At 63.3% G+C, this 21530-nt stretch carries 18 protein-coding genes; 8 read left to right on the forward strand and 10 right to left on the reverse strand.

Annotation, left to right across the window (positions count from 1 at the left end):
- Positions 1-3534, reverse strand: a complete 3534-nt coding sequence (locus tag AAHE99_RS01075; RefSeq protein WP_342113886.1) for an indolepyruvate ferredoxin oxidoreductase family protein — start codon at positions 3532-3534, stop codon at positions 1-3.
- Positions 3535-3666: 132 nt separating this feature from the next.
- Between AAHE99_RS01075 and AAHE99_RS01080 the strand changes: the two genes are divergently transcribed.
- Together AAHE99_RS01080 and AAHE99_RS01085 are read left to right on the forward strand one after the other, a co-directional pair.
- The gene (locus tag AAHE99_RS01080) at positions 3667-4134 is read left to right on the forward strand and encodes an Lrp/AsnC family transcriptional regulator (protein WP_342113527.1); all 468 of its coding nucleotides are present in this window, start codon (positions 3667-3669) and stop codon (positions 4132-4134) included.
- A 121-nt stretch (positions 4135-4255) separates the two neighbouring features.
- Positions 4256-4603: an energy transducer TonB gene (locus tag AAHE99_RS01085; RefSeq protein ID WP_342113530.1), complete on the forward strand. Its 348-nt coding sequence runs from the start codon at positions 4256-4258 to the stop codon at positions 4601-4603.
- A 33-nt stretch (positions 4604-4636) separates the two neighbouring features.
- On the opposite strand, the gene AAHE99_RS01090 is transcribed toward AAHE99_RS01085, so the two are convergent.
- The 3 genes from AAHE99_RS01090 to AAHE99_RS01100 all read right to left on the reverse strand — a co-directional run bounded on the left by AAHE99_RS01090 (position 4637) and on the right by AAHE99_RS01100 (position 9656).
- Positions 4637-5593 carry a glycoside hydrolase family 6 protein gene (locus AAHE99_RS01090; RefSeq protein WP_342113532.1) on the reverse strand — a complete coding sequence of 319 codons (957 nt, stop codon included), beginning with the start codon at positions 5591-5593 and terminating at the stop codon, positions 4637-4639.
- 77 nt (positions 5594-5670) lie between these two features.
- On the reverse strand, positions 5671-8334 hold the full coding sequence (locus AAHE99_RS01095; RefSeq protein ID WP_342113534.1) for a TonB-dependent receptor: 2664 nt from the start codon (positions 8332-8334) through the stop codon (positions 5671-5673).
- Positions 8335-8453: 119 nt separating this feature from the next.
- A complete protein-coding gene (locus AAHE99_RS01100; RefSeq protein WP_342113888.1) occupies positions 8454-9656 on the reverse strand; it encodes a sugar MFS transporter in 1203 nt (400 codons plus the stop codon).
- A gap of 263 nt (positions 9657-9919) precedes the next feature.
- Between AAHE99_RS01100 and AAHE99_RS01105 the strand changes: the two genes are divergently transcribed.
- From AAHE99_RS01105 to AAHE99_RS01125, 5 genes are all read left to right on the forward strand, one after another.
- Positions 9920-10597 (forward strand): response regulator transcription factor, encoded by a 678-nt coding sequence (locus AAHE99_RS01105; protein ID WP_342113536.1) that lies wholly within the window; start codon positions 9920-9922, stop codon positions 10595-10597.
- A 6-nt stretch (positions 10598-10603) separates the two neighbouring features.
- The gene (locus tag AAHE99_RS01110) at positions 10604-12031 is read left to right on the forward strand and encodes a sensor histidine kinase (RefSeq protein ID WP_342113538.1); all 1428 of its coding nucleotides are present in this window, start codon (positions 10604-10606) and stop codon (positions 12029-12031) included.
- Entirely contained in the window at positions 12028-13311 is a 1284-nt protein-coding gene (locus AAHE99_RS01115; protein WP_342113540.1) for an ABC transporter substrate-binding protein, read from the forward strand. Before AAHE99_RS01110 ends, AAHE99_RS01115 begins: the two co-directional genes overlap by 4 nt.
- A 151-nt stretch (positions 13312-13462) precedes the next feature.
- On the forward strand, positions 13463-15640 hold the full coding sequence (locus AAHE99_RS01120) for a beta-glucosidase family protein (RefSeq protein WP_342113541.1): 2178 nt from the start codon (positions 13463-13465) through the stop codon (positions 15638-15640).
- Positions 15641-15754: 114 nt separating this feature from the next.
- Positions 15755-15916 carry a hypothetical protein gene (locus AAHE99_RS01125; protein ID WP_342113542.1) on the forward strand — a complete coding sequence of 54 codons (162 nt, stop codon included), beginning with the start codon at positions 15755-15757 and terminating at the stop codon, positions 15914-15916.
- 54 nt (positions 15917-15970) lie between these two features.
- Here AAHE99_RS01125 and groL read toward each other — a convergent pair whose 3' ends face one another.
- The 5 genes from groL to AAHE99_RS01150 all read right to left on the reverse strand — a co-directional run bounded on the left by groL (position 15971) and on the right by AAHE99_RS01150 (position 19840).
- A complete protein-coding gene (groL, locus tag AAHE99_RS01130; protein WP_342113543.1) occupies positions 15971-17575 on the reverse strand; it encodes a chaperonin GroEL in 1605 nt (534 codons plus the stop codon).
- 27 nt (positions 17576-17602) lie between these two features.
- Positions 17603-17917 (reverse strand): co-chaperone GroES, encoded by a 315-nt coding sequence (locus AAHE99_RS01135; RefSeq protein WP_342113544.1) that lies wholly within the window; start codon positions 17915-17917, stop codon positions 17603-17605.
- Positions 17918-18064: 147 nt separating this feature from the next.
- Positions 18065-18694, reverse strand: coding sequence for a diguanylate cyclase (locus AAHE99_RS01140; protein ID WP_342113546.1), 630 nt, complete (start codon positions 18692-18694; stop codon positions 18065-18067).
- A gap of 23 nt (positions 18695-18717) precedes the next feature.
- Complete coding sequence (locus AAHE99_RS01145; RefSeq protein ID WP_342113548.1) at positions 18718-18987, reverse strand: hypothetical protein; 270 nt, start codon at positions 18985-18987, stop codon at positions 18718-18720.
- A gap of 88 nt (positions 18988-19075) precedes the next feature.
- On the reverse strand, positions 19076-19840 hold the full coding sequence (locus AAHE99_RS01150; protein ID WP_342113550.1) for an SDR family NAD(P)-dependent oxidoreductase: 765 nt from the start codon (positions 19838-19840) through the stop codon (positions 19076-19078).
- A 108-nt stretch (positions 19841-19948) separates the two neighbouring features.
- On the opposite strand from AAHE99_RS01150, the gene AAHE99_RS01155 reads away from it, so the two are divergent.
- The gene (locus AAHE99_RS01155) at positions 19949-20848 is read left to right on the forward strand and encodes a LysR family transcriptional regulator (protein ID WP_342113552.1); all 900 of its coding nucleotides are present in this window, start codon (positions 19949-19951) and stop codon (positions 20846-20848) included.
- Between the two features lie 15 nt (positions 20849-20863).
- On the opposite strand, the gene AAHE99_RS01160 is transcribed toward AAHE99_RS01155, so the two are convergent.
- Complete coding sequence (locus tag AAHE99_RS01160; RefSeq protein WP_342113554.1) at positions 20864-21469, reverse strand: TetR/AcrR family transcriptional regulator; 606 nt, start codon at positions 21467-21469, stop codon at positions 20864-20866.
- Positions 21470-21530: the final 61 nt, after the last annotated feature.

The raw sequence follows: 21530 nt of genomic DNA on the forward strand, positions 1-21530 counted from the left end.
TCAGGCAGCAAGCGCCGCCGCGATCTGCTGCTTCAGCGTCGCCAGTCGTTCGCGGCCAGCCGCCAGGGCCGGCAGCTTGACGTGGCCGAAGCCGCGCACCGATTCAGGCAGCTGCGCCAGGCGCAAGGCAAGATCCTTGTTGTTGGCGGTGAGCGTTTGCCGGAACTCGGCCACGGCTGCCGTGTATTCGTCGCGCCAGGCGCGCTCCTGGCGCCGTTCCGAGGTATAGCCGAACGGGTCAAACGGCGTGCCGCGCAGGCGTTTCATACGTGCCAGTGCGCGGAAGCCGGACTGCATCCACGCCCCATAGACCTGCTTGCGCGGCCGCCCATCGCTGCCCTTGCGCGCCAGCAGCGGCGGCGCCAGGTGGAATTGCAGCGAGTAGTCGCCCTCGAACTGCGCGGCAATCTGCGCGGTCAGGGCGCCGTCGCTATGCAGGCGAGCCACCTCGTATTCGTCCTTGTAGGCCATGACGCGGTACAGGTTGCGCGCCACGGCGCGGGCCAGCACCAGCTTCGATTGCTCGCCCTCGACGGCGCGCTCTTTCTGCTCCACTGCGCGCACCAGCGCGACATAGCGCGCTGCGTAGGCGTCGTCCTGGTAAGCGGCCAGCAAGCGGCTGCGGTGCTCAAGAATCTGCTCCAGGCCCTGAGGCGCGACGAACTGCACGACCTGCGAACGGGTGCCGATCGCCTGCTCCAGCGCCGCAGGATTGGCTGCCGCCAGCCGGCCCAGAAGGAAGGCACGCTTATTCAGGTCAATGGCGACGTTGTTCAGTTCGATCGCGCGCATCATGGCCGCATTCGACACCGGCACCAGGCCCTTCTGCCATGCGTAGCCAAGCAGCACGATGTTGGCCGTGATCGGTTCGCCGAGCGCGCGGCTCGCCAGCTCGGTTGGGTCCAGGCTCACCACCTGGCCGCTGCCGGCCGCTTGCTGCAGCTTGGCGATCAATGCGTCCTTGTTCACCACCGCGTCGGGATTGCGGGTGAATTCGGCGGTCGGCGTTTCGCGGCTGTTGGCCAGCACCTGGGTGTGGCCTTCCCCGATCACGGCCAGCGCATCGGGCATCGCTCCCACCACCAGGTCGCACGCGATCAAGGCGTCGGCCTGGCGCAAGTCGATACGCACCTGGTTCAGTACTTGCGGTGATGCCGCGACGCGGATATGCGACATCACTGCGCCGCCCTTTTGCGCGAAGCCCATGAAGTCCAGCGTGGAGGCGCCCTTGCCTTCCAGGTGCGCCGCCATCGTGACCAGCGCGCCCAGCGTCACCACGCCGGTGCCGCCAATGCCTGCCACCAGCACTTCGAATGGCCGCTGGAAATCGTGCTGTTGCTGCGCCGGGTAGCCGACCAGCGCCAGCTCCAGTTGCGCCAGCGTGACTTTTGCCGCTGCCGGCTTCTTCAAGGTTCCGCCGATCACCGAAACAAAGCTCGGGCAGAATCCCTCCACGCAGGAGTAGTCCTTATTGCAGGACGCCTGCTCGATCTGGCGCTTGCGCCCGAGCTCAGTTTCAAGCGGCATGATGGACAGGCAGTTCGACTGCACGCCGCAGTCGCCGCACCCCTCGCACACCGCCGGGTTGATCACCATGCGGCGCTGCGGGTCAGGGAACACTTCCTGGCCTGGACGGTTCTTCTTGCGGCGGCGGCGCTTTTCGGCCGCGCAGGTCTGGTCGTAGATCAGCACCGAGACGCCTTTCAGCTGGCGCAGCTCGCGCTGGATGGCGTCCAGCTCCTTGCGGTCTTCCACTGCCACGCCGGCAGGCAGCACCACGCTGCGGTAGCGCTCCGTGTCGTCGGTGACAACGATGACCTTCACCGCCCCTTCGCTCAGCACCTGCTGCGCGATCTGCGGCACGCTCAAGCCGCCGTCCACCGGCTGGCCGCCCGTCATGGCGACAGCGTCGTTATACAGGATCTTGTAGGTGATGTTGGTGCCGGCCGCAATCGCCTGGCGCACCGCGAGATAACCGGAGTGGTAATAGGTGCCGTCGCCCAGGTTCTGGAACACATGCGGTTCCGAGACGAAGCGCGAGGCAGCCACCCAAGGCACGCCTTCGCCGCCCATCTGGGTCAGGTTGACGGTGTCGCGGTCCATCCAGGTCGCCATGAAATGGCAGCCGATACCGGCCAGCGCGCGGCTGCCTTCAGGAACCTTGGTCGAGGTATTGTGCGGGCAGCCGGAGCAGAAGAATGGCGTGCGCCGCACAGCATCCTGCGACAGGCCGCTGGAAGCGCAGAAATCAGGCAGCTGGCCGGCCAGGCCGGCTTGTGGCCGCAGCGGAGCAAGCCAGCGCACCAGCACCGGCGCGATACGCGATGGACGCAGTTCGCCCAGGGCCGACAGCAATGGCGCTCCCGTTGCGTCGGTCTTGCCGATGACTATCGGACGCAGGTTCGCAGGCTGGTTGTAGAGCAGTTGCTTGACCTGCTCTTCGATCACCGCGCCCTTCTCTTCGACGATAAGGATCTGTTCGAGGCCCTGCACAAACGACTGAAGGCGGGTAGCTTCCAGCGGATAGGTCAGGCCCGGCTTGTACAGGCGGATTCCGAGCTGCTCCAGCTTATCGAAGTCCAATCCCAGGCGCTGCAACGCCTCCACCAGGTCCAGGTAGGCCTTGCCGGCGCTGATAATGCCAAGCGTCGCCACCGGGGCCGGCACCACCAGCTTGTCAATCGGATTGGCGCGGGCGAAGGCCAGCACGGCCTTCAGTTTTTCATGCATGCGCACTTCAATGCCCAGGCCAGGCAGGTCCGGCCAGCGGTAATGCAGGCCGTCCGCGGGCGGCTGGTAATCGGTCGGCATGCGGAACTCCGGCGCTGGCGGAATGTTGACGACCGCCCCGCCCTCCACCGTTTCCGAAATAGCCTTGAAGCCCACCCAAGTCCCCGAATAACGGGACAAGGCCCAGGCGTATAAGCCGAACTCCTGGTACTCCTCGATGTTGGCCGGGTTCAGGACCGGCATCAGCCAGGCCATCAAGGCCTGCTCGCTCTGGTGCGGCATCGACGACGAGACGCAGCCATGGTCGTCGCCCAGCACCACCACCACGCCGCCATGCGGGGACGATCCGTATGCATTACCGTGCTTGATGGCGTCGCCGGCGCGGTCCACACCCGGACCTTTGCCGTACCACAGCGCGAACACGCCCTCGACCTGGCGCGTTGGATCGGCTTCCACTTGCTGCGTGCCCAGCACCGCCGTCGCGCCCAGCTCCTCGTTAATCGCCGGCAGGAATTCGATCTGGTTTGCCTTGAGCAGCTTGGAAGCGCGCCACACCTCCTGGTCCACCGCACCGAGCGGCGAGCCGCGATAACCGCTGATGAAACCAGCCGTCTTGAGGCCGCGCGCTTCATCGAAACGTTTTTGCGCAAGCATCATGCGCAGCAGGGCCTGGGTTCCGGTGATGAAAATGCGGCCGCTCTCGCGGCTCAAATTATCGTCAAGACGATAATCCGGGTCCACCAGCGGCGCCTCTGCTTCATAGACCTTTTCCTGCGCGCTTGCCAGTTCCTCGGCACCCTTCATCGAACCCATTGTGTCCCCTGTTTAATCTTGTAATCGGAGCTGATATGGTAGGTTTTCGGGACCAGAAAATTATTCCTACTTTGCAAGACAAACTGGCACAATGGGAAAAATATTTCTCAAAGTAGGCAATACATGGAAAATTTCACTTTTGACGCCGCTTCGCTCAAAATCCTGGAGGAACTCCAGAAGAGCAGCGCAATTTCAACCAATGAGTTGGCCGAGAAGGTCGGCATGTCCGCCACGCCATGCTGGCGGCGGCAAAAGGAGCTGGAAGAGAAAAACGTCATCACGCGCTATGTCGCGATCGTCGACCGCGACAAGCTGGGCCTGCGCCAGGTGTGCCTCTTGCACATCTCACTGGCGCGGCACGATCCGGGCGTGGTGGAGAGTTTTGAGAATGCCATGCGCGTCCGCCCAGAAGTCATGGAGTGCTATGAGGTGACAGGCACCTCGGACTATCTGGTCAAGCTGATCGTAGCCGATATGAATACCTACCACGACTTCCTGCACAACGTCCTGCTCAAACTACCTGGCGTTTCGCAGGTCAACACCAGCGTAGCGCTGCGCGAGGTCAAGTACGAGACCGCGCTGCCGGTTTGACAAGTTATTCATTGTGTGAATACAAAGGATTCAAAGAATAAATTTTCAACATATGATGCAGCGCAGTATATTGAGTTCACTCAAGCGATATTTTGAACTTAACCTGCTACTGGAGCTCATCATGATTGGCAAACTGCACGCTGTCGCAATCGCTTTCACCCTGTCGATGACCGGGTTCGCCGCCAACGCTGCCGAAACCGCTGCGGCCCCCAACACTGCCATTTGCAGCACTCCCAACTACCCGACGGCCTGGATCAAAGACGGGCTGGAAGGTACCGTCCACCTGGCCCTGCTGGTGGAAGCTGATGGTTCGGTGAAGGAAAGGAAAGTCGTCAGTTCAAGTGGCCACCGCGAGTTGGACAAGGCCACGCTGCGCGCCGGCGCCAACTGCAAGTTCGGGGCGGCACCGAAGGGCAGCGACAGCAAACCGGGCTGGACCACCGTGCAATACCAGTGGGTCGTGAACTGACGCGAATGCGAGCAGCCGCTGCCCCGGTATCGCTTAGTGGCCGCCAATCAGCTGGTGCGCGAGTTCCGGCATGAAGCTTCCGGCCGGCCCCGCGCAGCCATCCGATTCTCCCGGCGCCTTGATCCACAGGGACATCTCGGGCTGGCTGCCGGCGCCATGGATGCGCGGCAGTTGGCCCAGCTTACGCCCGGCGGCATCGCACCACTGCTTGCCATTGGGACCAGCGCCGTTGCGGCTGGTATCCACCACAAACGATTTGCTCAAGCCCGCCATTGCCTGCAGCGCCTGGGTGACGGCAATCCCGTACGCCCTGCTCTCGCTGTCCGCGCGATAGTTGGACACATTCAGGGAAAAGCCCTGCGCGCTTGCCACGCCGGCCAGCAGTAGCCGCTTGGCTGCTTCGGCAGGCGGCAGCCAGTCGCTGTTGCCTATGTCGATATACAACAGGGTGCGCGGCGCCAGGTCATAAAACGCCTGCACGGCAAACTGGAACAGTTGCACGCGCTCGGCCTTCCCCTGCGCGTCCAGGCAATCGAGTTGCGGCAAGGCGTCCGGCTCGAGGATGACGATGGCGGGCCGCTCGCCGATGGCCTTGGCGAAGGCGTGCACCCAGTTCTGGTAGGCCTGCATCGAGCGCTCGCCGCCGGCGCTGTGCTGGCCGCAATCGCGGTTCGGAATATTGTAGGCCACCATCACTGGCGTGCGCTGCGCCTGCGCTGCATTGGCCACATGCTGCCCCACTGCGCTGGCGATATCGCCACTCCAGCCACCGAACCAGCGCGCGCCGGGCTGGCTGGCGATGTGGCGCGCGATATCGGCGGCGCGCTGGTCGGCTGGATTGTCGCGCACCCAGGCGACGGCGCTCGATTGCGGGTCCACGTACAGCCCTGGAAACGCTGCAGTGGCCGGGGCCGGCAGCGCTTCCGCATGTGCCAGGCTGAAAACGGTCAGCCAGGCCGCCGCAGCCCACAGCTTGGTCGTAATGTTCAAGCGAATCTCCATATTTTCAAATAACTGCAGGCCGGCCCCGTCGCCGGGGAACGGCCTGCACGATCATAAGTCGCAGCTTATTCGAAGTTGTAACGCATCCGCATGCCGTAAGCGCGGGCATCGTTCAGGAAGCGGATGTTTTCGCTTGGGCCGACCAGGGCTTTTTGCGACGCTTCAGTATTGAAGACGTTGGAGCCCCACAGTTCGAAACGATAGCGGTCCAGGGTATAGCCCAGGCCCAGGTTGACGGTCGCAAAGCCGTTCTGCTTGTCCGGGAAGCCGGCTTGCAGTGCCGTCTGGCGCTTACCATCGAGGAACACGATGTCGCGTTCGTTGAACTGGGTCAGGAAGAACGAGGAGCGATAGTTCACCAGGGCCTGCCAATCCAGCGTGCCGGAACCCAGGTCGATCGATTGCGTAATGCGGCTGGCCAGGTTGAAGGTCGATGCCAGCGGCAGGCGGTTGCCGGCCAGGTCGATCAACGGCGACTTGCCGCCGTTACTGTAGTCCACAGCACGCGCATCGGCCACCACACCGGATTTGATCTTGGTGTCCAGCAGGGTCACGTTCAGGTCCAGACGGAAGCGGTTCGGCAGCACGAACTTGGCTTCCGTTTCCAGGCCATCGATACGCGATTTGCCGATGTTGCGGTTGGACAGGGAGTAACCCTTGCACTGCGCCGGGGTCTGGGTGGTGTCCATGTTAATGCAGGTCAGGTCCTGGAACACCTGGCTGTCGTAGGCGTAGTGGAAAGCCGTGGCATTCAGGATCGCATGGCGGCCAAACAGGGTGAAGGCGTTGCGGCTGCCCAGCTCATAGCTGACCAGTTTTTCCGGACGATAGGTTTCCGGAATCGTGCTGCCGTTGAAGCTGTCGTTGAAGCCGCCCGACTTGTGGCCGGTCGCAATTTTCCCATACAGCAGGTGATTGCGGTCGATGTTGTATTCCGCACCGAGGCGCCAATCACGGAAGGAATCCTTGCTGCTGCCGACCTGCTGGGTTGGGATGGTCAGGTTCGCGTAGCTGAAGCCGCCGTTGGTATTGCCCGGGTTCGTGGTCGGGCAGGACTTGCCGTTGCTGATGTCGGGACGGGTGAAGCAAGTCCCGTTCGGATTGCTGCCGTTGGCAATCGCCTGGATCTGCGCCACCAGGGTATCGCGTTCGCCCGGGGTCTTGGTGCCTTCCAGCAGGAACTGCGCGATCTGCGCGGGGGTCGTCACTTCCGACAGGTTGAAGTTGGGGCGCGCGAGCAGCGCCGGCACAAAGCCCGGCGTGCCGAGACGGGTGCCGATACAGCAGTCCCAGTTTTCCCCACCCAGCGTCAAGGCCCAGTTGCCACCGATGCCGTAGCGGTATTTCTTCTCCTCGGAATAGCGTACGCCGCCAAAGACGCGCAGCTGTTCGGAAAAGTCATAGGAAGCGTCGCCATAGGCCGCGCTGGAAGAGCCCTTCACCACAGGCATGGTGAACTCAGTGCCCGAGAAGCAGCAATAGCCGCGGTCCGAGGTGGACAGGTAACCGACCTGCTGGTCTTCCTTGAAGTGGAACAGGCCCGAGCTCCATTTGAATTGGCTCGGCGTATCGGACGCCAGGCGCATTTCATAGATCTTGCTCTTGGACTTGGTCTGCCAGTAGACGGTCGAGTAGTTATCGTAGTTCACGGTCGACAAATCCAGGCCGGGATAGGCTACGCCCTCCGACGAGGCATTACGCTGCAGGAAGTCCACCTCGCGCTGGCTTGCGCTGAACTCCATCGTCACCGGACCGAAATCGTAATTGAGCTTGCCCTGCAAGCCATCCAGCTGGTTGTTCAATTCACCCGCTTCGCCGCGATAAACCTGCTTGCGCAGATCCAGGTCGTCGGCGCGCAAGCCCGTCGTCACCACGGCACGATAGATATTCGAGCCGGGATAACCGGTACCGCGTTCCTTGCCGGTGTCGCCGACCAGGGAAACACTCAAGTCGTTGCTGGGTTTGTACAGCAGCGAAAGTCGCGCCGCACGATTATGTTCCTGGCCCGCCGGCGGCAGCTTGCTGGCCTGCGCGTCGGTCGACATATTCTTGAAGCCGGCGTCCTTCTTCGATTCATAGCCCGCCACGCGCAGCGCCATGGTCGACGTGAGCGGGATGTTGAACGCACCTTCCAGGCCGTGGCCTTTGCGGTTGCCGACCTCGCCTTGCAGGTAGCCGCCAGTCTCGCCGATCACCGGTTTCTGGGTGATGATGTTGAGGGTGCCGGCCATCGCGTTACGGCCATACAGCGTACCCTGCGGGCCTTTGTTGACTTCCACCCGTTCCAGGTCGTAGAACATGGCGCCCAGGCCGCGCGGACGCGGAATGTAGGTGCCGTTCAGGTGGGGCGCGGCGCCCGGGTCGCCCAGTTCGGTATTGTTGCTGGAGCCGACGCCACGGATGTAAATCTCGAGATTGCCTTCCTGGTTGGCCATGTTCAGGCCAGGCACGGCCACCTGCAACTGGCGCAGGTCGGTAATGCCGTCGCGGCGCAGTTGCTCCGCGGTGAGGGATTGCACCACCCCCGCGACTTTCTGGCTGCCTTCGGGGCGCCGGTTGGTGACGACCACGGCCTGCAAGCCGTCCGGGTCGGCATTGGCCGCGGCGGCCTTGTCCGGGCCCGCGGCTTGATCGGCATTCTGCGCCGAGGCGGACAGGATGCCGCCGGTGAAGAGGAGCGCGCTGAGCAGCCCTCCCCCGAATAGTTGCTTACGCTTGCTTGGATACATGTGCCTCCCAGATTGTTGTTATGAAAAGGTGCCGCTGAAATCGTTGTCTAAAAAATTGGCAAAAAGCGGCTATTTTCGCCGATTTTGATGAAATCGTTTTCACTAATGTGAAAAAAAAATTACTCGCCAGCGGCGCCCGCATACAGGTTCGCGTAGCGCATGCCGAAGAACATCACGTACAAGTAACAGAACACCGGCAGCAGGAAGGACTGCTGCACGCCGACCTGGTCGGCCAGCCAGCCTTGCGCGAACGGCACGATGGCGCCACCCACGATGGCCATGCATAACAGGCCGGAGCCCTGACCGGTGGCTGGCCCCAGCTTATGCAAGGCCATGCTGAAGATAGTTGGGAACATGATGGAGTTGCACAGGCCCACGGCCAGGATCGCCCACATGGCCAATTTGCCCTGGGTGAACACCGCGCACAGGATCAGCACGACCGAACAGGCCGCATTGAAGCCAAGCGCCTTGCCTGGACTGACCTTGCGCATTACGGCAAAGCCGATGAAGCGCCCTACCATGGCGCCGCCCCAGTAGTAGCTGACAAAGGTAGCCGCGGCGGCGGCGCTCAGGCCAGCCACGCCGGGCTCACCCAGGAAATTGATCAACAGGCTGCCGATACTAACCTCGCCCCCAACGTAGAGGAAGATCGCGATCACCCCAAGCACCAGGCGGCGCTGCGACCACAAGGAAACGGCGCCACGTGCATGCTGTTGCGCCTGGGCGATGCGCGGCAGGCGCACCAGGGCAAACGCGATGGCCGTCAGCAGCAACAGGCCGGCCAGCACCAGGTACGGTCCTTGGACGGCGGCCGCTTCCAGCGCTTTCTGCTGGGCCTGCAGCGCGGCCGGCAGTTGCGCCAGCTCGGCCGCCGGCATGGCGCCGGACAGGATCAGCATCCCGCCCAGCCATGGCGCGACCGTCGTGCCCAGCGCATTGAAAGCCTGCGTCAGCGTCAGCCGGCTGGACGCCGTCGCCGCGTCCCCCAGGCTGGTGACATAGGGATTGGCCGCCACTTGCAGGATCGTGATGCCGCTAGCGAGAACAAAAAACGCGGTCAGGAACAAGCCGTAGCCGCCCAGCGAGGCGGGATAGAACAAGGCGCATCCGGCGGCGGCCACCAGCAGGCCGGTCACCGCGCCCGGCTGGTAGCCGATGCGCCGGATCAGCAGGCCGGCCGGCAGCGATACCAGGAAGTAAGCGCCAAAGAAGCAGAACTGCACCAGCATTGCCTGCAGGTAGCTCAGGGTGTACACCGCCTTCAAATGGGGAATCAGCACGTCGTTCAGCGAGGTCAGCAGGCCCCACATGAAAAACAGCATGGTGACGATCACCAGCGCCCCGCGCTGCGGCTGCGCGGCGCCGGACGACACGCTGGCGTCCAGCGTCGACGAGAAATTGGCCACAATGTTTCCTCTATTAGTCTTGTTATGGAGCACGGAGGCCATTGCGGCCGTCGGTGCGTCTCCGCCGATCAATATTAACGATCGATAATAAATTCTAGCATTGCATTAATAATTCGTAAAGCTTTGTCAGGTAGCTTAAAAATCTGGTCAATCCTTTCCGACATGTTTACACTGCCGGCATGCACATCCTCCTTGCCGAAGACGACGCCATCCTGGCCGACGCCCTGATTGCCCACCTGAGCGGCGCTGGCTATGCCGTGGAACATGCGCCCAATGGCCCCGTGGCCGAATTTCTCCTGCAGCGCCAGAGCTTTGACCTGAGCATTCTGGACCTGGGCCTGCCCATGGTGGGGGGACTCGATGTGTTGCGGAATATGCGCAGCAACAACCAGCAAATGCCGGTCATCGTGCTCACCGCGCAGGACTCGCTGGACAGCCGCGTCGCCGGGCTCGATGCCGGCGCCGACGACTACCTGACCAAGCCGTTTGATTTCCCCGAACTCGATGCGCGCGTGCGCGCCCTGCTGCGCCGCGCCAGCGTGCGCTCCGCCGTGCCGGCCAATACCGAGCTGGGTTTCGGCAAGCTGAGTTTCAACCCCATGCTGCGCCGGGCCCACATCGGCGGCGAAGCGCTCGACCTGAGCCCGCGCGAATGGACGCTGCTGGAACTGCTGCTGGTCAATCGCGACAACGTCGTCACCAAGGAACAGATTACCCAGGGCTGGTCCGGCGATGCCGCCGGCGCCGGCGGCGGCAATGCCATCGAGGTGTATATCCACCGCCTGCGGCGCCGCCTGGAAGGCTCGGGGATCGAGATCCGCACCGTGCGCGGCCTGGGTTACCTGCTCAAGGGATAGGCGGCAATGGTATCCCTGCAGCGCAAGCTGCTGCTTTGGCTGCTGCTGCCGCAGCTGATACTCTGGCTGGCCGGTGGCGTGGCCACCTACCGGCTCGCCGCCGGCTACGCCAATCGCGCCATCGATGCCAGCCTGGCGCAAAGCTCGCGCGCCCTGCTGCGCCAGGTCAAACCCATCGAACAGGGTTTGCTGATCGACTTTCCGCGCGCCGCCCAGGAAGTGCTGGAAGCCGACCCCAAGGACCGCGTGATGTATACCGTCAGCACGCCGCCTGGCCGCTTCATCCTCGGCAACAACCAGCTGCCCGCGCCGCCGGCGGCGGCCAGCCATAAGCTCGATACGCCGTATTTCTATGATGCCGAGGTGGCGGCCAGCCCCGGTGAAGGCAAGAAGCCGATGCGCATCGTCGCCCTGTATGTCGCGTATGGCGCCCTGACCGAGCCGAACCAGACCATGCTGGTGCAGGTGGCGCGCAGCAGCGCCAACCAGCAGGAGCTGGCGCGCTCCATCCTGGCCGATACCCTGCTGCCCCTGTCGCTGCTGGTCTTGACCATGAGCCTGATCGTCTGGGCCGGTATCAAGGCGGGCCTGGTGCCGCTGGCGCGCCTGCGCCGCGAAGTCGAGCAGCGCGCCCCCAACGAACTGACGCCGCTCAAGCTGGACCTGGCGCCGGTGGAGCTGCATTCGCTGGCGAATGCCCTGAACCAGCTGCTGCAGTCGGTACGCAGCCAGGTGGGCGCCCAGCAGCGCTTCATCGGCGACGCCGCGCACCAGTTGCGCACCCCGCTGGCCGGCCTGAAAAGCCAGACCAAGCTGGCGTTGGAAGCCGCCACCGACGAGGCACAGCGCAACCGCCTGGCGCTGGTGTACCAGAGCGCCTGCCGCAGCGCCCACCTGGTTTCGCAGCTGCTGTTGCTGGCGCGCGCCGAACCTGGCGCGGGGCCGGCGCTGGAGCGCAATGAATTCGACCTGTCCAGGCTGGCGCAGGAACTGGTGGCGCAACTGGTCCCGCGCGCGCTGCGGGCCGGTGCCGACCTGGGTCTCTACGAAACGATGGGCGCGCAGCCGGTGATGGTGTTTGCCAATGCCCCCCTGCTGCGCGAGGCGCTCACCAACCTGATCGACAACGCGCTGAGCTACGCGGGACCGCAGGCCGAAGTCACGGTAGGCGTCCATGCCGACGGCGACTTTGCGCTGCTGCGCGTGGTCGATCATGGCCCCGGTATCGCAGCGGCGGACCGGGAGCGTGTCTTTGAACGCTTTGTGCGCGCCACCGAGCAGGCCGATGGCTGCGGCCTTGGCCTGTCCATCGTCAAGGAAATCGTCGACCGCCACCAGGGCCACATCATCCTGTCCGACAGCGTGCCGCACGGTCTTACCGTCACCTTGCGCCTGCCTGCCAGCGCAGCCGCCGCGCAACGGAGCGAGCCGTGAAGCGCGCCTTGCGGCGCGGCGTTTGCGGCCCGCTGTTGGCCGCCTTGCTGCTGGCCAGCCTGGCGCCGGCGCAAGGCGGCAACCGCGCGCCGGGCGGGGAAGTCGAAGTCCTGCACTTCTGGACCAGCGGCAGCGAGGCGGGCGCGCTGGCGGAACTCCAGTCCACCCTGCATCGCAAAGGACATTTGTGGAAAAACTTCACAGTGGCCAATGGCGGCGGCGGGCTGGCGATGGTGATGCTGGCCTCCCGCGTCAATTCCGGCAACCCGCCCACGGCGGCGCAGATCAAAGGCGCCGCCATCCAGGAATGGGCGCACACCGGCGCCCTCTCCAGCATTGACGACGTGGCCAACACGGACAAGTGGAATGCGCTGTTGCCGCGCAATGTCAGCGACACCATGAAATACAACGGGCGTTACGTGGCGGCGCCGCTGAATGTGCACCGGGTGAACTGGCTGTGGATCGATGCCGCCGCCCTCAGGAAAGCCAACGCCAAGCCGCCCGCGACCTGGGACGAGTTCTTCGCCGTGGCCGAGGCGATGAAAAAGGCCGGCATCATCCCGGTCGCCTACAGCAGCCAGTCCTGGCTGGACATGGGTACCTTTGAAAGCGTGGCGATCGCTGTCGGAGGCGTGGACTTTTACCGGCGCGCCTTTATCCAGCTGGATCCGGCTGCCCTCAACAGCCCGCAAATGATCCAGGCGCTGACCACCTACCGCCGCATCAAGCAGTACAGCAGCAATGCATCGAGCGGCCAGGACTGGGTTGCCTCGACCTCCATGCTGACGCATGGCCGTGCCGGCATGCTGCTGATGGGCGACTGGGCCAAGGCGGAAATGCAAGCGGCCGGCCGGCGGCCGGGCAGCGACATCCTGTGCATTGCCATGCCGGGCACGGCGCACGCCTTCACCTTCGACGTCGATGCCCTGGCCATGTTCCAGGTCAGCGACCGCAACAAGCAGGCCCAGCGCGACCTGGCGCATGCCGTGATGGACAAGGATTTCCAGCAAGCCTTTAACCTGGCCAAAGGTTCCATTCCGGTGCGCCAGGACGTGAGCCTGGACAAGTTCGACGAGTGCGCGCGCCGCGCCAGCGCCGATTTCAAAGCCAGCGCCCGGCGCGGTACGCTGCTGCCCAGCCTGGCGCACGGCATGGCGCAACCGGCGCATACGGTGGCGCGCATGTGGGATGTGATCAACCGCTTCTGGAGCAATGACCGCATGGGCGCGGGCGAAGCGGCAGCGCAACTCGCGCGCGCCGCCGGCCAGGCTGGACGATAATTTATTAACGTTCTGTAATAATCGTGCTAGTATTCCTCGCCGTTCCTCTTTCATAACAATATTGCGCCTACCGGGCGCTGACGAGACATCCATGACCCAATCACGTTCCCCGCTCCCATCTTCAGCCGTTCTTGAAAACGTTTTCAAATGTATGCTTCCCGCCGCGCTGGCCGTACTGTCCGCCTTCACCCCGCTTGCGGCAAACGCCGCCAGCCCGGTAGACGCCGACCAGCGCGCCAAGGCGCTGGTGCAGCAGATGACTCTGGACGAAAAACTCAAGCTGGTGTTCGGCTATTTCTCCACCGACTTCAAAGGTGTCGCCAAACCGGCGCAAGGTGTCCCCTACTCGGCCGGCTTCGTGTACGGGATTGAGCGGCTGGGCATCCCCCACCAGCAATTGACCGATGCCGGCATGGGCGTGGCAACCCAGCCCGGCCCGGCGCCGCGTGCACGCACCGCGCTGGCCGCCGGCATCTCCACCGCCGCCAGCTGGAACCCCGCCGTAGCCTATGCCGGCGGCGCCATGATCGGCCAGGAAGCGCGCCTGTCGGGCCACAACGTCATGCTGGCCGGCGCCGCCAACCTGCAGCGCGAGCCGCGCAATGGCCGCAATTTCGAGTATGGCGGCGAAGACCCGCTGCTGAACGGCGTCATGGCCGGCGAGCAGATCCGTGGCATCCAGTCGAACCACGTGATCGCCACGGTCAAACACTTCGCCTTGAACAACCAGGAAACCGGACGCATGAAGGTCGATGCCAAACTCGACGACGCGGCGGCGCGCATGTCGGATTTGCTGGCGTTCCAGATCGCCATCGAACGCGGCAATCCGGGTTCGGTAATGTGCGGCTACAACCGCGTGAATGGCCATTACGCCTGCGAGAGCGATTACCTGCTGAACCAGGTCCTCAAGCGCGACTGGGCCTACAAGGGCTATGTGATGTCGGACTGGGGCGCCACGCATTCCACTATCCCGGCCGCACTGAACGGGCTTGACCAGCAGTCCGGCTGGCCGTTCGACCTGTCGCCCTACTTCAAGGAGCCGCTGAAAGAAGCGGTCGAGAATGGCCACGTCCCGGCCAGCCGCCTGGACGACATGGCGCTGCGTATCCTGCGCCCTATGGTTGCCAATGGGCTGCTCGAGCATCCGGTAGCGGTTGCCGAGGACAAGATTGATTTCGCCGCCAATGCCGCCATCTCGCAGGCCGGTGCGGAGGAAGGCATGGTCCTGCTGAAGAACGATCAGCAGCTGCTGCCGCTGGCCGACCGTTATGCCAGCATCGCCATCATCGGCGGCCATGCCGATGTCGGCGTGCTGTCGGGCGGCGGCTCGTCGCAGGTCTATCCGGCCGGCGGTTCGGCGGTGCCTAACGAAGGCCCAGCCAGCTTCCCCGGCCCCATCGTCTACCTGCCCTCGTCGCCCATGCAGGCCCTGGCCAAGCGCCTGAAAGCCAAATTCGTCTACCACGACGGCAAGGACGCCGCCGCAGCGGCAAAGCTGGCTGCCAGCAGCGACCTGGCCATCGTGTTCGCCACCCAATGGACAGCGGAATCGCTCGACCAGGCCGACCTGAAGCTGCCGCACGGGCAGGACGACACCATCGCCGCCGTGGCCGCCGCCAACCAGCGCACCGTGGTGGTCCTGGAAACCGGCACCCCGGTGACCATGCCGTGGCTGGGCTCGGTAGGCGCCGTGCTGGAAGCCTGGTACCCCGGCAGCGCAGGCGGTGAAGCGATTGCCCGCGTCCTGACCGGCGAAGTGGATGCCTCGGGACGCTTGCCAGCCACCTTCCCGCAGTCGGAAGCGCAACTGCCGCGCCCCGTGATCGACGGCACCGGCTTGAAGGAAGACGTGCGCTTCGCCACCGATTACAACATCGAGGGTGCGGCGGTCGGCTACAAATGGTTTGACAAGAAGAACCTCAAGCCACTGTTCGCCTTTGGCCACGGCCTGTCCTACACCACCTTCCACTACGAAGGACTGCAGGCCAGCGCCAGCAATGGCACGATCAGCGTGTCCTTCAAGGTAGCCAACAGCGGCGCGCGCGAAGGCAAGGCAGTGCCGCAGATCTATGTCAGCAAGATTGGCGCGGGCTGGGAAGCGCCGAAGCGCCTGGGCGGCTGGGACAAACTGGCACTCAAGCCGGGCGAAGCGCGCAGCACCCGGGTGGAGATCGATCCGCGCACGCTGGCCGTCTTTGACAGCCGCCGTGGCAAGTGGAAGATTGCAGCGGGCGATTACCTGGTCACGCTGGCCGAGGCCGCCGATGCGCCGGTCACCACGGTCAAAGTACGCTTGCCGGCGCGCGAATTCGCCGCCGGAGCGCGCTAAGCGGCAGCGCGCATTCAAGGCAACACCTGGCGCTCGATTGCTGCGTTTCAATCGAGTGCCCGTCCCGCGCCACCCTGATTATGATGGGCACTCTCGTCTACAAGGAGGCACATCATGAGCAAGCCCACCCAAGCCGGCAAGAGCGGCCGCAATAGCAAGCTGGAAGAGACGCAGAACAGCAAGAACACCGGCAACAAGCAGTCCGCCGAGCCGGGAAATAAAGGCAGCCAGTCGGGCAAGAGCACGCAGTCCCAGTCCGGCAAAAAATCGAAATAAAAAAACGGGACCATGCCCCGGAAACCGGCATGATCCCGCAAAGTTGAACCCTGATCAGGCAGGCTGGGTCGCCTTCTCTTCCGGCGCGGCTTCGGCGATCGTCGCTTCGGTCGTCAGCAGCAGTCCGGCAATGGAGGCGGCGTTCTGCAGTGCGGTGCGGGTGACCTTGGTTGGGTCGATCACGCCGTTTTCCACCATGTCGACATATTCGCCAGTGGCAGCGTTGTAGCCGAAGTTGCCCTTGCCTTCCGCCACCTTGGCCACCACCACGGACGGTTCGTCACCGGCATTCGAGACGATGACACGCAGCGGGGCTTCCAATGCGCGCAGCACAATCTGCACGCCCGCCTGCTGGTCGGCATTGGCGCCTTTCAGCTGGGTGATCGCGGCGCGTGCGCGCAGCAGGGCCACCCCGCCGCCCGGCACGATGCCCTCCTCCACCGCCGCGCGCGTGGCGTGCAGCGCATCGTCAACGCGGTCGCGCTTTTCCTTCATTTCCACTTCGGTGGCGGCGCCAACCTTGATCACAGCCACGCCGCCGGCCAGCTTGGCGACGCGCTCCTGCAGTTTTTCCTTGTCATAGTCGCTGGTGGCCTGCTCGATCTGGGCCTGGATCGAGGCTACGCGCGCATCGATACGCTGCTGCTCGCCGGCGCCGTCGATAACGGTGGTGGCTTCCTTCTGTACCTCGATGCGCTTGGCGCTGCCCAGGTGTTCCAGGGACGCCTTCTCCAGCGTGTGTCCGGTTTCTTCCGAAATCACGGTGGCGCCGGTCAGCACGGCGATATCTTCCAGCATGGCCTTGCGGCGGTCGCCGAAGCCCGGCGCCTTGACAGCGGCCACTTTCAGGATGCCGCGTACCGAGTTCACCACCAGGGTGGCCAGCGCTTCGCCTTCAATGTCTTCCGCCACGATGAACAGCGGCTTGCCGGCCTTGGCCGACTGCTCCAGCACCGGCAGCAGTTCGCGGATATTGCTGATCTTTTTGTCGTACAGCAGGACCAGCGGGTCATCCAGCCGCGCCAGCTGCTTGTCCGGATCGTTGATGAAAAATGGGCTCAGGTAGCCGCGGTCGAACTGCATACCCTCCACCACCTCCAGCTCGTTCTCCAGCGACTTGCCGTCTTCCACGGTGATGACGCCTTCCTTGCCGACCTTCTCCATCGCCTGGGCAATGATGTCGCCAATGGCGCTGTCCGAGTTGGCCGAGATGGCGCCGACTTGCGCGATCTCCTTGCCGGTGGCGATCGGGCGCGAGATCGCCTTTAGCTCATTGATCGCGGCGCCGACAGCCAGGTCGATGCCGCGCTTGAGGTCCATCGGGTTCATGCCGGCCGCCACGTACTTCATGCCTTCCTGGACGATGGCCTGGGCCAGCACCGTAGCGGTGGTGGTACCGTCGCCCGCCACATCGGCGGTCTTGGACGCGACCTGCTTGACCACTTGCGCACCCATGTTTTCCAGGCGGTCTTTCAGCTCGATCTCCTTGGCGACCGAGACGCCGTCCTTGGTGATGGTCGGTGCGCCGAAACTGCGCTCGATCACCACGTTGCGGCCTTTCGGGCCCAGCGTGACCTTGACGGCGTTGGCCAGCACATTGACGCCCTTGACGATGCGGGTACGGGCGTCCTCATTGAATTGAACGTCTTTTGCAGTCATGTTCTTTCTCCCTGATACAAGTTGGACTCAGGCGGCTTTGGCGTTGGCTGCGGTGTGCTCGATCACACCGAGGATGTCTTCCTCGCGCAGCACCAGCAATTCTTCGCCGTCAAGCTTGACGGCCTGGCCGGCGTATTTGCCGAACAGGACGGAGTCGCCGACTTTGACGGCCAGCGGGCGCAGGCCGCCATCGGCCAAGGCGCGGCCTTGGCCAACCGCCAGCACTTCGCCCTGCTCGGGCTTCTCGGTGGCGGAATCAGGGATAACGATGCCGGAGGCAGTTTGGCGTTGTTTTTCAATTCGCTTCACAATAACCCGGTCATAGAGGGGACGAATATTCATCTCTTCAATCTCCAAATGGTGGTCAGATCATTTAAAAAGTGAATCGGTCCAGACAGCTGCTGGAGCCAGACTTCAGCGTTTTCGGAAATATGTTTTCGGACTTTTGTTTTCAAGACGGCTGCCGCGGGCACTTTGTAACAAAATGTTTCATGGCAGGATCAGCCGGTGATGGTGCCCCAGCTGGTACACCACGCGCTGTCCGGGCGCCGGCGGTGACGGCCGCACCGGACAATTAGACTGCCGTCCGCCATCCGCGCCCAGGCTGTCGTCGGGCGGGCCAATCCCCGCCCACAGGCCGCCTTTGACGGGCTGGAACAGCCATTGCTGGTAGCCGCGCTGGGCCGCCAGCGCCATCTGCGCCAGGCGCAGGTCCTGGTCGCCGCCCAGCACCGGCTCGTCCGGGTAGCCGGCCGCGTTGTCGCCGAACGCCAGGCGGCAGGCAAACGCTTCGCTATAGGGCGCGCCGGCCGTATTGCAGGCCCGCAGTTGCAGGCGCTCCAGCTGCCAGGCGCCCAGCCGCCAGGCAGCTTCCAGCAAGGCCTCTTCCGCCGCCATGGCGCTCAAGCCGGGACCGTCGAACTGCAAGGCCGAACTGGGCACCGCCCGCGCCGGCATCGGCACGCCCTCCAGCTGCAATGGCGTCGCGCGGCGGAAGCCGTGCCAGTGCAGGAACAGCAGCAAGGGGGTATCGGGCCACTCGGCGCGCGTGGCGCTGACCGCGAAAAGCGGCAAACCCATGGCGGAAATTTGCGCAGAAACTGCATCGAAGATTCGCATGGCACAGTCCTCCCGCCAGCATTTCAATGCACATAGGGCCTGCTGCCCGCCGCCTTCCCGGAAGTGGCTGGGGCAGGCCTGCCCAGCATCAGATCTTCGCAATGGGCGGCTTGCCGCTGCGCCTGGGACAACGCTTGCGCGTAGTTCTGCAGCTGGACCAGGGATGGCAGGGTGCCCCGCCCTTTCAAGGCACTCGCCGCCAGGGCGGTAATGTCCGCCAACTGCCGGCTAGCCTTGTCATGCGCGGCGCGCAGGGCCGCCAGGTTGTCCAGTAGTGCCTCATCATGCTCCATAGTCACTCCTCATGAATACACAATAGGGCAAATTATCTAGGGGCTGCGATGGACGAAATCAAGATCCCCGGCGGCCGGGCCGCCCTGCTTAAATCTGCGCCTGGCCGCCGTCCACGAACAGCTCGATGCCGTTAATGAAGGTGCTGTCGTCGGAGGCCAGGAAGGTCACCGCTTTCGCCACTTCCGACGGTTGGCCGAGGCGGCCGATCGGGACCAGGGTCGCCAGGTGCCCCAGCAGGCCGGATTGATACTCTTCCGGCACCAGGCCCGCCAGGCCCGGTGTGTGGATTGGGCCAGGGCTGATGGCGTTGACACGGATATTGCGTGGTTTCAAGTCCAGCAGCCAGTTGCGGGCGAAGTTACGCACCGCCGCTTTGCTCGCGCTGTAGACACTGAAGTTTTCCGTACCTTTCACCGAGGTGGTAGATGCCGTCAGGATGATCGAGCTGCCGTCTTTCAGCAATTCCAAGGCCTTCTGCACCGTGAACAGCGTGCCTTTGACGTTGGTGCCGAAGACGCGGTCGAAATGCTCCTCGGTAACGTCCGCCAGCGGCATCATGTCACCGCCACCCGCATTGGCGAACAGCACGTCGAGATGGCCGGAGCGCTCGCGGATGACAGCATAAATGCGGTCCAGGTCCGCGAGTTTTGCGACATCGCCCTGGATGCCGTACGCCGTGGCGCCGGTTGCCGTAATCGTTGCGACTGCGGCCTCCAGTTCCGCCTGGCGCCGGCCGGTGATGTACACCACCGCGCCCTGTGCCGCGAAGTCTTGCGCCGACGCCAGGCCGATGCCCGTGGTGCCGCCGGTGACCAGTGCTACTTTCCCTGCCAGTTTCTTTGCGTTGTTCATTTTGTTTCTCCTTAGGTTGGATGCGATGAATGAACTTTACGCCTGGCAGATTGTTGAATAAAGTAGCGCTAAACAAATACATTATTCCCATCCATAAATAATCAAAGCATGGACCAGCTACTCGCCATACGCGCCTTCGCCCGCGTCGTCGAAGCCGGCAGCTTTACCAAAGCCGCCGACACGCTAGGCATGCCGAACGCCTCGCTCACCAAGTCGATCCAGGCGCTGGAAGCCCACTTGCGTGTCAAGCTCCTGCACCGCACTACCCGGCGCGTATCGGTGACGCCGGAGGGCGCGCAGTACTACGAAAAGACCCAGCGCCTCCTGAAGGAACTCGATGATGTGGATGCCAGTTTCAGCGCCGCCCAATCCAAGCCGCGCGGCCACCTGCGCGTCGACATCGGCAGTTCCACGGCAAGCATGGTGCTGCTGCCGGCGTTGCCGGATTTCCTCGCACGCTACCCTGATATCCGGATAGACCTCGGCGTTTCGGACAAACATGCCAACCTGGTTGGCGATAATGTGGATTGCGTGATACGCGGCGGTGCGCTGACCGACTTGTCGCTGGTCGGCCGCCAGGTCGGAAGTGCTTCGTGGGTGACCTGCGCCACGCCGGAATACTTGCGCCAGCACGGCATACCCAAGCAGCCCGCGGACCTGGAACAAGGTCACGCGATCGTGCAATACCTGTCGACACGGACCGGGCGCGGCATGCCGCTGCACTTCGAGAAAAATGGAGAAAAGATCGAGCTGGCCGGCGCCCGCTCGGTAGGCGTCAACGAGAGCAACGCCCATGTCGCAGCCGGACTGGCGGGCCTGGGGGTGATTCAAACATTCAGGTACGCCGCCGCACCGCACCTGGCGAGCGGCGCCCTGGTGCCGATACTGGAAAAATGGCAGCCCGCGCGCTACCCCTTCTATGTGGTCTATCCGTCCAATCGCTACGTGAGCAACCGGCTGCGCGTGTTCATCGACTGGACCGCCAGCCTGTTCGCAGAACTTGCGTGATACAGGCAGCCAGCTTTATCGCAGCCCGGAGAAAGCAACCTTGATCATGTGCTTGACGATATCGTCGTCACTCATTTTGCTGAACTTCTGCAGGTACTCCACCGCCGGGTCGCAGGTGCGGGCGTAATAGCTGAACAAAATGACGTCGGTCGGCAGCGATGCGTCCAACTGCCCATCCTTCTGGCCCTGTTTGACCAGTTGCTCCAGCATGCGGTTCAGCTTGAGCACGCGCGTCATGTACTTGAAATTCCGCATCAGCATGTCCCGCACGTGCGGGCTGGTCGAGGGCAGGAACGGCAGCCCGCCTCCCAGCCGGACACGCAAGGCCCATTCCAGCAGCGCTTCCAGCTTTTCGCGCGCACTCAGCTGCTGCGACAAGGCGTCGACCTGTTCGATCGCACCGTCCAGCAGGCGGATCATCGCTTCGCCGACCAGCTCATCTTTCGATTTGAAGTGCTTATACAGGCTGGGTTTGGAGATCCCCACCGCCCCCGCCACATCATCCATCGTCATCAAATCGTAGCCTTTGCTACTCAAGACAACCGTCGCAGCATCGAGAATTGCGTTCTCGCGGAGCTTAAATGCCTGATCTTTAAAGCTAAATTTTGAGAGGATACTCATTGGTAAAATTTCGCTACTAATCAGTAGCTTTTGTTATTTGTCGGTAGTAATATTAGCACAA

It is taken from the genome of Pseudoduganella sp. OTU4001 (assembly GCF_038440195.1).
Classification (GTDB): Bacteria; Pseudomonadota; Gammaproteobacteria; order Burkholderiales; family Burkholderiaceae_D; genus Rugamonas.

Coding starts and splice junctions, on each gene's coding strand:
- AAHE99_RS01075 (WP_342113886.1), bottom strand. CDS start 3,534: ATGAAGGGTGCCGAGGAACTGGCAAGCGCGCAGGAAAAGGTCTATGAA.
- AAHE99_RS01080 (WP_342113527.1), top strand. CDS start 3,667: ATGGAAAATTTCACTTTTGACGCCGCTTCGCTCAAAATCCTGGAGGAA.
- AAHE99_RS01085 (WP_342113530.1), top strand. CDS start 4,256: ATGATTGGCAAACTGCACGCTGTCGCAATCGCTTTCACCCTGTCGATG.
- AAHE99_RS01095 (WP_342113534.1), bottom strand. CDS start 8,334: ATGTATCCAAGCAAGCGTAAGCAACTATTCGGGGGAGGGCTGCTCAGC.
- AAHE99_RS01100 (WP_342113888.1), bottom strand. CDS start 9,656: ATGCTGTTTTTCATGTGGGGCCTGCTGACCTCGCTGAACGACGTGCTG.
- AAHE99_RS01105 (WP_342113536.1), top strand. CDS start 9,920: ATGCACATCCTCCTTGCCGAAGACGACGCCATCCTGGCCGACGCCCTG.
- AAHE99_RS01110 (WP_342113538.1), top strand. CDS start 10,604: ATGGTATCCCTGCAGCGCAAGCTGCTGCTTTGGCTGCTGCTGCCGCAG.
- AAHE99_RS01120 (WP_342113541.1), top strand. CDS start 13,463: ATGCTTCCCGCCGCGCTGGCCGTACTGTCCGCCTTCACCCCGCTTGCG.
- AAHE99_RS01125 (WP_342113542.1), top strand. CDS start 15,755: ATGAGCAAGCCCACCCAAGCCGGCAAGAGCGGCCGCAATAGCAAGCTG.
- groL (WP_342113543.1), bottom strand. CDS start 17,575: ATGACTGCAAAAGACGTTCAATTCAATGAGGACGCCCGTACCCGCATC.
- AAHE99_RS01135 (WP_342113544.1), bottom strand. CDS start 17,917: ATGAATATTCGTCCCCTCTATGACCGGGTTATTGTGAAGCGAATTGAA.
- AAHE99_RS01140 (WP_342113546.1), bottom strand. CDS start 18,694: ATGCGAATCTTCGATGCAGTTTCTGCGCAAATTTCCGCCATGGGTTTG.
- AAHE99_RS01145 (WP_342113548.1), bottom strand. CDS start 18,987: ATGGAGCATGATGAGGCACTACTGGACAACCTGGCGGCCCTGCGCGCC.
- AAHE99_RS01150 (WP_342113550.1), bottom strand. CDS start 19,840: ATGAACAACGCAAAGAAACTGGCAGGGAAAGTAGCACTGGTCACCGGC.
- AAHE99_RS01155 (WP_342113552.1), top strand. CDS start 19,949: ATGGACCAGCTACTCGCCATACGCGCCTTCGCCCGCGTCGTCGAAGCC.
- AAHE99_RS01160 (WP_342113554.1), bottom strand. CDS start 21,469: ATGAGTATCCTCTCAAAATTTAGCTTTAAAGATCAGGCATTTAAGCTC.